Below are 13,202 nucleotides of genomic sequence, written 5' to 3'. Positions count from 1 at the left end.
TTGCCGGCGCTGTGCTTGTTTCTGCCAGGTTTTGCGCAGCCCACGCCGCGCGCGATCAGCGTCGGAGCGGCGCGAACGGATCCATTCCGCCGCAGTAGCCGCCGGTAACGCCCTTCGTCGCGACGGCGACGGCGTTGTGCGGGTGCAGGCTTTCGTAGTGCGAGGCGCGCACCCAGAAGTCGACGATGCGTTCGTCCGCGGCCAGCGCATGCTGCACCCGGCGCGCGGCGTCCTCGCAGAACATCAGGTTCTCGCCGTTGAGCCGTGCGAAGGCCTGCTCGTCCACGCGCTTGACCGCCGTCTGCACCGGCGTCTGCAGCGCATTCTCGACGCGGTCGATCAGTTCGATGATGGGCAGCTCGAAGCCCTGCACGAGCTTGACGCGGATTTCGGCCGAGCTGCGCTGGCTGTGCGGCGTGGCGCAGATACCTTGCTCGCTGCCCAGCCAGGCCATCACCTGGTCGTAGTCCAGCGGGCGTCCACGTGCGAAATCCTCGCCGAAACGTTCCTGGATGAGCTGACGCGCGAGCGCGGCGGAACACGGGCAAGTGCTCGAATAGATCACCTCATACGCCAGCTCGAGGCTGAATTGTCCGCGCTCCATCAACGCCGTGAGCACGATCGGGTACGACTTCCAGCCGCTGTTGTCGCTGACCAGGGCCGGACGGCGCACCAGATGATCGAACGCAATGCGGATCAGCGCACGATCGGAAAGCTCTGCATGCGAGTCGAGGAAATCCTTGAGGAGGCGACGCAGGGAGCACGGCGTCAGGGGCTCATTCGACAGCGACTTGTCGACATGCAGGTAAAGCCTCGACATATGTATTCCGCGCGCATCAGGCTGGGCCAGATTCACAAACGCGGTCACACGCGCTCCGGACTGCACGGTGCGGCCATCGGCATTGCTGATACTGACGGGCACCTGGATCTCCCCCATGCCGACCCAATCCAGCGCGCCGGCCACATGGGGCTGGGCTTCCTTGGCGATATCGGGCAGGGAACGGACGGTATTCTCAGTGGTACGCATCGGAAATCCTTTGACACTCGCAGCCAGCGAGGCAAGCGCTGGGCAAACAGATCGCGCCGCCGGGGAATAGCTGGGGCGTAAGCGGCTCACGTGGGGTCGAACCATCGGCGCTCAATAGCTTAGCAGGCACGAATCAGTCGCCGCGGCGCAGCTCGCGCCAGGCCAGCCAGGCCGTGTTCCAGGGTGCCCGATCCAGTCGCGACCACAGCACGGAAAACGGGTCCCCCGGCGGTGGCGGCCGCACACGCCAGTGTTCACAACGCCAGCGCAGGCGTGCGAGCCAGCCAGCGCTGGCGCGCAGTGATTCGCCGAGCGCAGCAAGCGCGGTGCCGATCGCGGCCAATTGTTCACGTACGACGGCGTCGCGATCGGAGCCAGGCAGGGTCAGCGCCGCGCGATCCATCTGATGACGCGCCAGCAGTTGCATGGGGATGGCGGACGTATCGTCATTGCCAGCGAGCGGAAGACGCGCCAGCTGGCGCAGCAGATAGGTCAGCGCGCCAAGGCTAGCCTGGGGCGAAATCGCCGCCGATGGCGAACCGAGCAGGCTCGCCCGCAGGCGCTCCACGCCGAGGAACGCCGGTTCGCAGGCGGCCAGCTGGGCCGCAAGATCTGTCGGCGGCGGCGCGTCGTGGCGCCGTACCGCCAACGCCAGCAGCGGCGCTAGCGCGTCGGCGTTCACCGCGGCCGCTGGTCCAGTGCCGAGATGACGCGTCAGCGGATGGCGCGCTTCGCCGGCACCGTAACGCTGCAGCTCCTCGCTCCACCAGTGCAGCTTGCCTACAGCCGCCGTGGCATCGGGCAGATGCAGCGCGGCCTGCAGCAGTTCGTGCGCGATGGCTTCGAACGCGAGCAGTGCCGGGGCCTGCCGTGCGAGCAGCGGACCTGCGACGCGCAGTTCCGGATAGGCCTGCTCGAGCTTGGCGATGAAGCTCGCAACATCTGCGGGCAGCCCGCTCATGCGGCCTGCAGGGCGAGCACGCGCTGCAGCGAGCGCGCCGAGCCGGCGACCCAGTCGGCCGCCCAGGCCTCAGGATCCTCGCCGTCGAGATAACCCCAGGCCGCCGCCACCGTATACAGGCCCGCCGCACGACCGGCTTCGATGTCGCGCAAGTCGTCGCCGACATACGCGCACCGCGCGGGCGCGACGCCGGCGAGTTCACAGGCGCGCAGCACCGGCGCCGGATCGGGCTTCCTGACGCTGAGGCAGTCGCCGCTGACCAGGGCAGCGCAGCGTCGCGACCAGCCGAGGCGCTCCATGAGCGGGCGCGCCAGCCAGCCTGGCTTGTTCGTCACGACGCCCCAACGCGCGCCGCGCGCTTCAATCGCGGCGATCAGATCATCCACGCCGTCGAACGGTCGCGACAAGGCGGCAATGTCGGTCGCGTAGATATCGAGAAATCGCGGCAGCAACTCGTCGTAACGCTGTTCGTCCAGATCCGGCAGCCCGCGCCGCAGCATGGCGCGCCCGCCCTTGGACACGACCGACCGCACAGCCACCGCGTCAGGTGCGGCCTGATCCAGCTCTCGGCACAGGCGCTGCATCGCGGCGACCAGATCCGGCGCCGAATCGACGAGGGTACCGTCCAGGTCGAACAGCACCGCATCGAGATCGCGGTCGAGCAGCCTCATGCGGGCTTGGCCGCACAGACCAGATAGTTGACCGCGACCGAGGACACCAGACGCGCGCGGCGCGTCAGCGGGTTGTATTCGAGGCCGCGCAGGTCTTCGAGCGTGAGGTCCGCCGCGCGCAGCGCGGCCGCCATTTCGCTCGGCTTGATGAACTGCCGGTAGTGATGCGTGCCACGCGGCAGCAGGCGCAGCAGATACTCGGCGCCGACGATGCCGAGTGCAAAAGCCTGCGGTGTGCGGTTCAGGGTGGACGCGAACCAACGCCCCCCCGGCTTGAGCAGGCGCGAGCAAGCCTCGATCACGCTACCCGGATCGGGTACATGTTCGAGCATTTCCATGCAGGTGATCGCATCGAAACTGCCAGGCTGCTGGGCGGCCAGCGCTTCGGCACTGATCTCGCGGTAGTCCACCCTGAGATTCGACTCATATAGATGGAGCCTTGCCACGTCGAGCACGCCGGGGGCGAGATCGATCGCAGTGACCTCAGCGCCTGCGGCGGCCAGCGCTTCGCTGAGCAGGCCACCACCGCAGCCCACATCGAGCACCCGGGCGCCACGCAGACCGACACGGCTGGCCACATAGGCCAGGCGCACAGGGTTGAGATCGTGCAGCGGACGGGATTCGCCGTCGGGGTCCCACCACCGGTTGGCAAGCCGGTCGAATTTGGCGGTTTCGCTGCGATCGACGTTTTCAGTACTTGTATTCATTGGAATTTCTCGCAAATCCGGTAGAGCACCACTCAACCGGCGAGGCGCTGCCGCCATTCGCGCGCCTTGGCCCGCAGGGCCGCCACGTCCAGGTCGACGAGCGTACCGCCGATCAGCTTCGGCGCGCCGGCGATCCAGACATCGCTGACCTGGTGACGGCCGCAGGCGTAGATCAGCTGCGAGACGACATTGAACACCGGCTGCGTTTCCAGCGCATCGAGGCGCACCGCAGCAAGGTCGGCTGCCTTGCCCGGCTCGATCGACCCGACGCGGTCGCCCCAGCCCAGCGCCCGGGCCGAATTCAGCGTCGCCGCGCGCAGCGCAAAAGGCGCGTCGAACGCGCTGGCATCGCCTGAAACGCCCTTGGCGAGCAACGCCGCGGTGCGCATTTCGCCGAACATGTCCAGATCATTATTGCTGGCGCAGCCGTCGGTGCCGAGCGCGATATTGACTCCGGCGCGGCGCAGCGCCTCGGTCGGGCAGAAGCCGCTGGCCAGCTTGAGGTTGGACTCCGGACAGTGAACGACCGAAACGCCCGCGTCCGCGCACAGGCGGATTTCGGCCTCGTCGAGCTGGGTCATGTGCACGGCAATCAGGTGGTCGTTGACGATGCCCAGCCCCTGCAGTCGCGCCAGCGGCCGCACACCGTGATCGCGCCGCGAGTCATCGACCTCCTGCGCCGTCTCGTGGACATGTACATGCACGGGAATGTCGAGCTGGTCCGACAGCATGCGGACGCGCTCGAAGCTCTCATTGCTGACCGTATACGGCGCATGCGGCGCGAACGCAGTGCCGATCAGGTCGTCGCCGCGGAATTCGTCGTGCACGGCCAAGGCCTTGTCGAAATACTCGTCGCGCGTACGCGCCCAGGCGCTCGGAAACTCGATCACCGGCAGACCGACCAGCGCGCGAAAACCATAACGCCGGTAAGTCGCTGCCTGCGCGTCAGGTAAGAAATAGTTCTCGTTGCAGCAGGTCGTACCGCCACGCAACATTTCGGCGATGGCCAGCTCGACGCCATCGTGCACGAACTCCGCGCTCATCGCTCGTGCCTCGGCCGGCCAGATGTGCTCGGTGAGCCAGGTCATCAGCGGCAGGTCGTCCGCGATGCCGCGCATCAGGGTCATCGGGTTATGGGTGTGGGCGTTGATCAGGCCGGGGATCAGCACATGCTCGTCGAGAACCCGCGTCTCGCGCGCGCTGTACTTTCGGCGCGCCTCGGGGATGGGCAGCAGTTCGCGAATTCGGCCGGCATCGACCACCACCGCATGGTCATCCAGCACGATCCCGTGCGGTTCCACCGGAACCACCCAGCGCGCTTCAATCAGAAGGTCGACCCTGGTCTGCTCGATCGTACTCACGCCTTGCTCCTGCCTCTGGGCATCGGCCCATGATGGGGGCGGATACGAGGAGGGAAACCCGACAGGCCGGGTTTCCCTGCAGCGGATTTCCCTGGGTTTCGCGACCGCTGTGGGGCGACCGGTCTACTTCACGCGAGAGACGTATTCGCCGGTGCGCGTATCGACGCGGATCTTCTCGCCCTGGGCAACGAACAGCGGCACACGCACGACGGCGCCGGTTTCGAGCTTGGCCGGCTTGCCGCCGCCGCCCGAGGTATCGCCACGCACGCCCGGATCGGTCTCGGTGATTTCCAGTTCGACGAAATTGGGCGCCGAGACGATCAGCGGCGCACCGTTCCACAGGGTGACCACGCAGACTTCGTTGCCCTTGAGCCATTTCGAGGCGTCAGCCATGGCACCAGCTTCGGCACCGACCTGCTCATGGGTTTCCGGATGCATGAAATGCCAGAACTCGCCGTCGGAGTAGAGGTATTCCATGTCCGTGTCCATGACGTCGGCCGGTTCCAGCGCATCGGTCGCCTTCATCGTCAGTTCCACCACCCGGCCCGACTTGATGAACCGGTAGCGCACTCGGGTGAAGGCCTGGCCCTTGCCCGGCTTGACGTACTCGGTGTCGGTAATGACGCACGGCTCGTTGTTGACGATGATCTTCATGCCGTTCTTGACGTCATTCATGCCATAGCTGGCCATGGGTCGCTCCTAAACAGGGGGGAATCGCCGCCGATCTGCGGCTACAATGGGCGTTTGGCCGTTAAGCCGGAAATTAGCCCGCGATGATAACCGCTAACCGCCAACGTGCGCAGCCTTCCACGCGCAGCTGGCAGCAACTGTGGCGCGACGCCGTTACCGACCCGCTGGAGCTGCTACGCCTGGTCGGCCTGCGCGACCAGGCAGAACGTTTGCTTCCTGACACGGATACCGGTTTTGCCCTGCGGGTGCCGCATGGCTTCGTCGCCCGCATGCGCCCCGGCGACGCGAGGGACCCTCTTTTGCTGCAGGTGCTGCCCCAGGCGGCCGAACTCCTGTCTCAGCCCGGTTATGCGATGGATGCGGTCGGCGACCTCGCAGCGCGCTCGGCCCACGGAGTGCTGCAGAAATACGCAGGACGCGCCCTTCTGATCGCAACTGGCTCCTGTGCCGTCAATTGCCGCTATTGTTTCCGCCGCCATTTTCCCTATGCAGAGCAAACCGCCGCGGCGAATCACTGGCGCGAGGCGCTCGGTGCCATTGCCGCCGATGCCAGCCTGGGCGAAGTCATCCTGTCAGGTGGCGACCCGCTGTCCCTGTCCAACGCCAAGCTGGATGAGCTCGGCATGGCGCTGCGCGACATCCCGCATGTGAAACGTCTGCGCATCCACACTCGGCTGCCAGTCGTGCTGCCGGAGCGGGTCGACGACGGACTCGCTGCATGGTTGTCGGCTCTGCCGTTGCAAAAGGTCGTCGTGCTGCACGCCAACCACGCCAACGAATTCGATTCGTCCGTCGACGCCGCCTGCGCCGCGTTGGCGCGTAGCGGCTGCACCCTGCTGAATCAGGCGGTTCTGCTGCGCGGTGTCAACGACGACACCGCGGTGCTGGCGGAACTGTCGGAACGACTGTTCGCAGCCGGTGTGCTGCCCTACTACCTGCATCAGCTCGACCGCGTCGTCGGTGCGGCCCACTTCGAGGTCGACGACGCCCACGCGCTGGCCCTGATCGATGAGCTGCGCCAGCGTCTGCCGGGATACCTGGTACCGCGACTGGTGCGGGAGATCGCCGGCGAGAAATCCAAGTCGCCGCTGTGACGGACAGCGCAAGGCGTCGGAATCAGTGTGGAAATAATCGGACGAATCCGGTAAAAACAATGACAAGCGGTTGCTCGCACCTTCTTGCTTGAACACTATCAGGATTGAACCCGCCAGTTGCGGACTGGACCCGGGTGCCGTTGCGGCCGGCCCGTTCCGCACTCGCCCGCCTTTCGAGTGGACATGAGTAAACAGGACAGCGTCATCAAGTTGCTGCTGATTGAAGATTCGGTCGAAGACGCCGAGCAACAGATCAGCGTATTGCGCAATGGCGGCATCGCCGTCCGCCCGACCCGCGCCACCAACGAAGCGGAACTCGAAGACAGTATCGTCCAGCACACGCCGGACCTGATTCTCGTGAATCTCGCCGCCAAATCGCTGCGACTGGATCAGGTGACCGACGCGGCCAACCGCGGCGGCAAGGACATCGCCATCGTCGGCAGCGCCCAGAGCCCTGGCGAGGACCTGATCGTCAGCGCCTTCCGCACCGGCGCTCGCGCCATCGCCCTGCGCGGGCGACCGGACCACACGCAGATGGTGGTCAAGCGCGAATTCGAGAGCCTGCTCATGCGTCGCAGCGTGCGTCGCCTGGAGTCGGCCTTGCGCGAAATCGAGCGACGCTGCGACTCCCTGCTGGACTCCTCGCGCGATCCCATCGCCTACGTACACGAAGGCATGCACGTCCGCGCAAACAAGGCCTATCTGGAAACCTTCGGCTTCGACGAATTCGAGGACATCGAGAGCATGTCGATCCTCGACATGATCGCGCCCGAGGACGCCGACGACTTCAAGTCGCTGCTGAAGAAGCTGTCGAAAGGCGAGAAACCGCCGCAGAAGCTGAATCTCAAGGCGCAGCGCGCCGACGGCTCGAGCTTCGATTCCGTCATGGAGTTCGCAGAGGCTACCTACGAGGGCGAGCCCTGCCAGCAGATCATCTTCCGCCAGCAGACCAATAATCCAGAGCTGGAGAAGGAACTCGACGCGCTGCGCTCGAAAGACCTCGTCACCGACCTGTTCAACCGCCAGCATCTGCTGGTCGAGCTCGATCGCACCATCGCCGCGGCGGCGACCGGCAAGAACGACCGCTGCCTGCTGCTGCTGGAGCCGGACAACTTCAAGAAGGTGCTCGACACCATCGGCATCGGCAATGCGGACTTGCTGCTCGGTGATCTGGCCAACCTCATGCGCCGGCACCTGGCGGACGCCGACGTGGCCGCTCGCTTCGCCGACCATACGTTCGCGGTGCTGCTGGTCGGACGCGATCAGGAGAATTCCAAGAAGGTGACCGACATTCTGCTCAAGGCGTTCAACGAGCGGATCTTCGAAGTCGGCAAGCAATCGATCAACGTGACCATGAGTATCGGTGGCTGCCTCATCGGCGAAAAGAACGCCAATGCCCAGGCCATCCTCGGCAACGCCAATGCGACGCTGCGCACAGCACAGACCGATGGCGGCAATCGCGTCAACGTGTTCGATCCGGCGGCGCAAGACAAGGCCGTCGAGGAAAAGCAGCGTCACTGGCTGAAGCTTGTGCAGGACGCGCTGACCAACAACGGCTTCGTGCTGTTCAATCAGCCCATTATCAGTCTGCATGGCGCCGACGGCGATTTCTTCGAGATCCTGCTACGCATGCAGGGACCGAAGGGCGAGATCACGCCGAACTTCTTCCTGCCCATCGCCGAGCAGCACGGCATGATGCCGCAGATCGACCGCTGGGTCATCGCGCACGCGATCAAGGCGCTGGTCGAACGCGAGAAGACCGGCATCAAGACGACCTACTTCATCAAGCTCACGCCGCAGTCGCTGGAAGACCAGACGCTGCTGCCATGGATCGCGCAGCAGCTCAAGAACGCGCGCTTGCGCGGTGACGCGCTCGTGTTCGAGATGCCGGAAAGCAAGGTCGTCACGAACCTCAAGCCTGCACGCACCTTCGTCGCGGGGCTCAAGCAGATCCACTGCGGTTTTGCGCTGGAACAGTTCGGCTCCGGGCTGAATTCGATGCAGTTGCTCAAGCACATCGACGCGGACTACCTCAAGCTCGATCGCAGCTTCATGGCCGAGCTGCCCAAGCACAAGGAAAACCAGGACAAGCTCCGCGAGCTGTGCGACCAGGCCCACCACGCGGGCAAGCTCACGGTCGCCGAGTTCGTCGAGGACGCCGCCAGCATGTCGATCCTGTTCAGCTGCGGTGTCAACTTCGTGCAGGGTAATTTCCTGCAGGAACCCGAAAAGGTGATGGCATACGACCTGCCGTGAGAAGTCGGGAGTGGGGAGGAGCGAGAAACGAGTAAGTGCCGCTTTCCGCGCTTCGAGTGGATTCGCAGGTGCTTCCATCGCTCCACCGAAAAGCGGCCCGATCGGGCCGCTCTTGGTTTCTGAGGCGGCGCGACGCTGAGCATCGCCCGCACTCGTTTCTCACTTCTCTCAGCTCGTCTCTTGCTTCTCAGCCAGCCTGCAGCGCAGCAATGCGCTCCTCGATGGGCGGATGGCTCGCAAACAGCTTGCCGAACGGACCTGCGATGCCGAAAGCGGCGACCTCCTTGGGCAACGACGTTTCCCCGTGCCCAGCGGAGAGGCGCTGCAGCGCCGAGATCATCGCGCCCTTGCCTTCCAGGCCCGCCGCCCCCGCATCGGCGCGGAATTCGCGCCAGCGCGAGAACCACATGACGATCAACGACGCGAATACGCCGAGCACGAGCTGCGCGACCATCACGGTCACGAAATAACCGACGCCGCCACCCGCGCCACCTTCACGTCCGCCACGCAGGAACGAGTCGACGAGCGAACCGACAATGCGGGCCAGGAAGATCACGAAGGTGTTCAGCACGCCCTGGATCAGACCCATCGTGACCATGTCGCCATTGGCGACATGGCTGATTTCATGCGCCAGCACGGCTTCGACCTGGCGCCGCTCCATGTTCTGCAGCAAGCCCATGCTGACCGCGACCAACGCCTTGTCGCGGCTCATGCCAGTCGCGAACGCGTTCATCTCGGGGCCGTTGTAGATAGCGACTTCCGGCATGCCGATACCGGCCGCCTCGGCCTGACGCTTGACCGTGCTATACAGCCATTGCTCCACTTCGGTCTGCGGCTGGACGATGACCTGTGCGCCGGTCGCGCGCTTGGCCATCCATTTGGACAACGCCAGCGAGATGAACGAGCCGCCCATGCCGATGACCGCGGCCATGATCAGCAGCGACGTCAGGCTGCGCGAACTGGCGGCGTCGAGGCCAAACAGCTTGATGACGATGGTCAGCAGAAACAGGATGGCCAGGTTGGTGGCCAGGAAAAGCACGATGCGCATGGCGACAAATTCCAGTGGCGGACGGAAAAATCCGGCTGCAGTTCTAGCTAGGTCCGAATCGAGCGAGTTCAAGCATGCGGCCTGGGTGGCAGGCAACGGCAGCCCTCCACCGGATCGCACAAGGGGACGCTAGCGCTGCGCGCGTCGCGAACTCATGAATTCAGTTACCACCCTTCCCTATCGCGGCCGCTTCGCACCATCGCCCACCGGCGCGCTGCATTTCGGTTCCCTCGTTGCGGCGCTCGGCAGCTGGCTGCGCGCGCGCAGCCAGAACGGCTGTTGGATCGTACGTATCGAAGACCTTGATCCCCCGCGCGAGATCGCCGGTGCGGCGCGGCAGCAGATCGAGACGCTGGCGGCCTTCGGTCTGACGTCGGACGAGGCCATCCTCTGGCAACACACGCGCCACGACGCCTACGCCGCCGCGTTGGAACGGCTTCTCGCCGCCGGGCAGGCCTTTGCCTGCTGGTGCAGCCGCGCCGATCTGCAGCGCAGCAATGGACTGCACCGCAGTCCCTGCGTCGCCGCCCCGGATCCCCAGCGGGCACCAGCCTGGCGCCTGCGCGTACCGGATCGTATCGTCGGGTTCGACGATCGGGTACTTGGCCGCTACGAACAGTCCCTGATGGACTGCGTCGGAGACTTCGTGGTCCGCCGCGTCGAAGGCTATTTCGCCTATCAGCTGGCCGTGGTCGTCGATGATGCAGCGCAAGGCATCAGCGAGGTCGTGCGCGGTGCGGACCTGCTCGATTCCACGCCGCGCCAGATTCTGCTGCAACAATGGCTCGGCCTGCCGACGCCAGCCTATCTGCACCTGCCGCTGGCCCTGGATGCCAATGGTCGCAAGCTCAGCAAACAAGACAGCGCCCTGCCCGTCGACGCAAGCGACCCGCGGCCAGCACTGCGCGCCGGGCTCGCGTTTCTCGGCGTGGCACGTGAGCGTCTGGCCGGCCTGCGTAGCGTCGACGCGCTGCTGATCGGCGCACTGCACGCTTTCGAGGTCGAAGCGATTCCGCGCACATCATCGATTGTGCGGATGCATCATGGCTTGTCGTGACCCTTGTGTAGAATCCTGCGAAGTCCGCGTCACGCGGCACGTTCGCGTTGCGACGGATCACAACGACAAACTGGGAGTGGAGCATGACCTCACGCGTAGCTTTGGTGACAGGTGGAACGGGCGGTATCGGCACAGCGATCGTGCGCAAGCTGGCGGCGATGGGACACAAGGTCGCGACAAACTATCGCGACAAGGAACGCGCCATCGCATGGCAGGAATCGATGAAGCGCAGCGGCGTCGATGTCGCCCTGGCGGCCGGCGACGTTGCCGATCCCGCCACGGCCGAGTCGATGATCCGCGAAGTCGTCGATCAGCTCGGGCCGGTCGACATCCTTGTCAACAATGCCGGCATCACGCGCGACAGCACCTTCCACAAGATGACCGCCCTGCAATGGCAGGAGGTCATCAATACCAACCTCAATTCCTGCTTCAACGTCACGCGGCCGGTCATCGACGGCATGCGTGATCGCAGATGGGGCCGCATCATCCAGATCAGCTCCATCAACGGACAGAAGGGCCAGTACGGTCAGGCGAACTACGCCGCGTCCAAGGCCGGCATGCACGGTTTCACGATTTCGCTGGCGCAGGAAAATGCGAAGTTCGGCATCACCGTGAATACGGTGTCGCCGGGCTATGTCGCAACCGAAATGGTCATGGCCGTACCCGAGGAAGTGCGCGCGAAGATCGCCGCGCAGATTCCGGTCGGCCGCCTCGGCAATCCGGACGAAATTGCCTACGCGGTCGGCTTCTTCATCCCCGACGAGGCCGCCTGGGTGACGGGCGCGAACCTGTCGATCAACGGCGGCCACTACATGGGCTGGTGAGGATCCGCCGGCGCGGTGTTCCGGCACCGCGCCGGCAGCCGTTTCGAGGCTGCGCCGGGCGCATAGGTCAAAGGTAATGCTGCGCAGCAAACCGGCTGGTGCATCGCCGCAGGCCGTGCTAGCTTCGCTGCATGGCACAAGTCCGAATCATCAAGAAGTACCCGAATCGCCGGCTCTACGACACCGAGATTTCGAGCTATATCACGCTGGAGGAAGTTCGCCAGCTCGTGGTCGACGGCGAGGAATTCGAGGTGCGCGACGCCAAGTCCGGCGAAGAGCTGACCCGCTCCGTGCTGCTGCAGATCATCGCCGAGCACGAAGAACGTGGGCAGCCGATGTTCACGACGCAGCTTCTGTCGCAGGTGATCCGCTTCTACGGCGATTCGCTTCAGGGCTTCATGGGCGGCTACCTGGAGCGCAGTCTGCAGGTGTTTCTCGACCAGCAGCAGCAATTCCGCAGCCAGCTCAACACCATGATGGGGCAGACGCCCTGGTCCATGCTCAACGATCTCACCGAGCGCAACATGGACATGTGGAAATCGATGCAGCAGGGTTTCATCAATGCCGCGTCGAGCACCCTGAAGACCGGCACTGGCCCTGCGAGCGGTGGCAGCAACAAGGACAAGGACAAGTCCTGACCTGCCCGTGCGGCAATCTGCCGCGCCGGCCTGGACGATAAGCGCTGACGCCGCCTGCTGCGGCGCAATAGCAGCGCGCATGCAGCAATCCTGGGGGAAACGCATGAATCGGCGTATCGCATTCGTGAGCGGCGGCATTGGCGGGCTCGGTACCGAGATCTGCCGCCATCTCGCCCTGTCCGGCCACCACGTCATCGCCGCCGATCTCGGCGCGCGCACCGAGCGCATCGCCGCCTTTCGCGAGGAAGTCGACGACCTCGCCGACCATATCCGCTTCGAAGCACTCGACATCAGCGACTTCGATGCCTGTTCGGTCCTGATACGCCGTATCGAAGCGGAACTCGGCAGCCTGGACGTGCTGGTCAACGCAGCAGGTATCACGCGCGATACCACGCTACGCAAGATGAGTCAGGACCAATGGCACAGCGTGCTCACGGTCAACCTGGACGGCGTGTTCAATCTCTGCCGCAACGCGATCGAAGGCATGTGCGCGCGCGGCTACGGCCGCATCGTGAACATTTCCTCGGTCAACGGCCAGACCGGCCAGTTCGGCCAGACCAACTACGCGGCAGCCAAAGCCGGCATGCACGGCTTCACGATGGCGCTGGCGCGCGAAGTCGCGCGCAAGGGCGTAACCGTCAACAGTGTTTCCCCAGGCTACTGCGAGACGGCCATGGTGATGCAGATCGCGTCGGAAGTCCGCGAGCAGATCATCGCCGACGTGCCCGTGGGCCGGCTCGGCAAACCCTCGGAAATCGCCCGCGTGGTCGCTTTCCTCGCGGCCGCCGACTCAGGCTTCATCACCGGCGCCAATATCCCGGTCAATGGCGGCTATTTCATGGACTTCTGAGCACGGCGAGCCGGCTTG

Annotated in this window: 13 protein-coding genes; 6 read left to right on the top strand and 7 right to left on the bottom strand. The window is 64.8% G+C overall.

Translation table 11 applies throughout. From position 1 onward, the window contains the following. Window positions 1–55: 55 nt before the first annotated feature. From folE2 to efp, 6 genes are all read right to left on the bottom strand, one after another. Window positions 56–1,027 (bottom strand): GTP cyclohydrolase FolE2, encoded by a 972-nt coding sequence (folE2, locus tag RUU78_RS21185; protein ID WP_313919670.1) that lies wholly within the window; start codon window positions 1,025–1,027, stop codon window positions 56–58. 133 nt (window positions 1,028–1,160) lie between these two features. Then, window positions 1,161–1,988: a hypothetical protein gene (locus tag RUU78_RS21180; protein ID WP_313919669.1), complete on the bottom strand. Its 828-nt coding sequence runs from the start codon at window positions 1,986–1,988 to the stop codon at window positions 1,161–1,163. Beyond that, window positions 1,985–2,659, bottom strand: coding sequence for a phosphoglycolate phosphatase (gene gph, locus RUU78_RS21175; RefSeq protein WP_313919668.1), 675 nt, complete (start codon window positions 2,657–2,659; stop codon window positions 1,985–1,987). Before gph ends, RUU78_RS21180 begins: the two co-directional genes overlap by 4 nt. Beyond that, window positions 2,656–3,381, bottom strand: coding sequence for a bifunctional 2-polyprenyl-6-hydroxyphenol methylase/3-demethylubiquinol 3-O-methyltransferase UbiG (gene ubiG, locus RUU78_RS21170; protein ID WP_313919667.1), 726 nt, complete (start codon window positions 3,379–3,381; stop codon window positions 2,656–2,658). Before ubiG ends, gph begins: the two co-directional genes overlap by 4 nt. 17 nt (window positions 3,382–3,398) lie before the next feature. Then, on the bottom strand, window positions 3,399–4,727 hold the full coding sequence (locus RUU78_RS21165) for a TRZ/ATZ family hydrolase (protein WP_313919666.1): 1,329 nt from the start codon (window positions 4,725–4,727) through the stop codon (window positions 3,399–3,401). Window positions 4,728–4,850: 123 nt separating this feature from the next. After that, window positions 4,851–5,417 carry an elongation factor P gene (gene efp / locus RUU78_RS21160; RefSeq protein ID WP_313919665.1) on the bottom strand — a complete coding sequence of 189 codons (567 nt, stop codon included), beginning with the start codon at window positions 5,415–5,417 and terminating at the stop codon, window positions 4,851–4,853. A gap of 83 nt (window positions 5,418–5,500) precedes the next feature. Between efp and epmB the strand changes: the two genes are divergently transcribed. Next, complete coding sequence (gene epmB / locus RUU78_RS21155) at window positions 5,501–6,511, top strand: EF-P beta-lysylation protein EpmB (RefSeq protein WP_313919664.1); 1,011 nt, start codon at window positions 5,501–5,503, stop codon at window positions 6,509–6,511. A gap of 183 nt (window positions 6,512–6,694) precedes the next feature. Continuing rightward, window positions 6,695–8,767 (top strand): EAL domain-containing protein, encoded by a 2,073-nt coding sequence (locus RUU78_RS21150; protein WP_313919663.1) that lies wholly within the window; start codon window positions 6,695–6,697, stop codon window positions 8,765–8,767. Window positions 8,768–8,954: 187 nt separating this feature from the next. Here RUU78_RS21150 and htpX read toward each other — a convergent pair whose 3' ends face one another. Further along, complete coding sequence (htpX, locus tag RUU78_RS21145) at window positions 8,955–9,815, bottom strand: protease HtpX (protein ID WP_313919662.1); 861 nt, start codon at window positions 9,813–9,815, stop codon at window positions 8,955–8,957. A 154-nt stretch (window positions 9,816–9,969) separates the two neighbouring features. On the opposite strand from htpX, the gene gluQRS reads away from it, so the two are divergent. The 4 genes from gluQRS to phbB (RUU78_RS21125) all read left to right on the top strand — a co-directional run bounded on the left by gluQRS (window position 9,970) and on the right by phbB (RUU78_RS21125) (window position 13,184). Beyond that, window positions 9,970–10,872, top strand: a complete 903-nt coding sequence (gene gluQRS / locus RUU78_RS21140) for a tRNA glutamyl-Q(34) synthetase GluQRS (protein WP_313919661.1) — start codon at window positions 9,970–9,972, stop codon at window positions 10,870–10,872. Window positions 10,873–10,955: 83 nt separating this feature from the next. Beyond that, the gene (gene phbB / locus RUU78_RS21135; RefSeq protein WP_313919660.1) at window positions 10,956–11,696 is read left to right on the top strand and encodes an acetoacetyl-CoA reductase; all 741 of its coding nucleotides are present in this window, start codon (window positions 10,956–10,958) and stop codon (window positions 11,694–11,696) included. A 131-nt stretch (window positions 11,697–11,827) separates the two neighbouring features. Continuing rightward, entirely contained in the window at window positions 11,828–12,334 is a 507-nt protein-coding gene (gene phaR / locus RUU78_RS21130; protein ID WP_313919659.1) for a polyhydroxyalkanoate synthesis repressor PhaR, read from the top strand. 103 nt (window positions 12,335–12,437) lie between these two features. Further along, window positions 12,438–13,184 (top strand): acetoacetyl-CoA reductase, encoded by a 747-nt coding sequence (gene phbB / locus RUU78_RS21125; RefSeq protein ID WP_313919658.1) that lies wholly within the window; start codon window positions 12,438–12,440, stop codon window positions 13,182–13,184. Window positions 13,185–13,202 lie beyond the last annotated feature (18 nt).

It is taken from the genome of Tahibacter sp., from assembly GCF_032229445.1.
Lineage (GTDB): Bacteria > Pseudomonadota > Gammaproteobacteria > Xanthomonadales > Rhodanobacteraceae > Tahibacter.
This window is presented reverse-complemented; position numbering and strand designations above follow the sequence as displayed.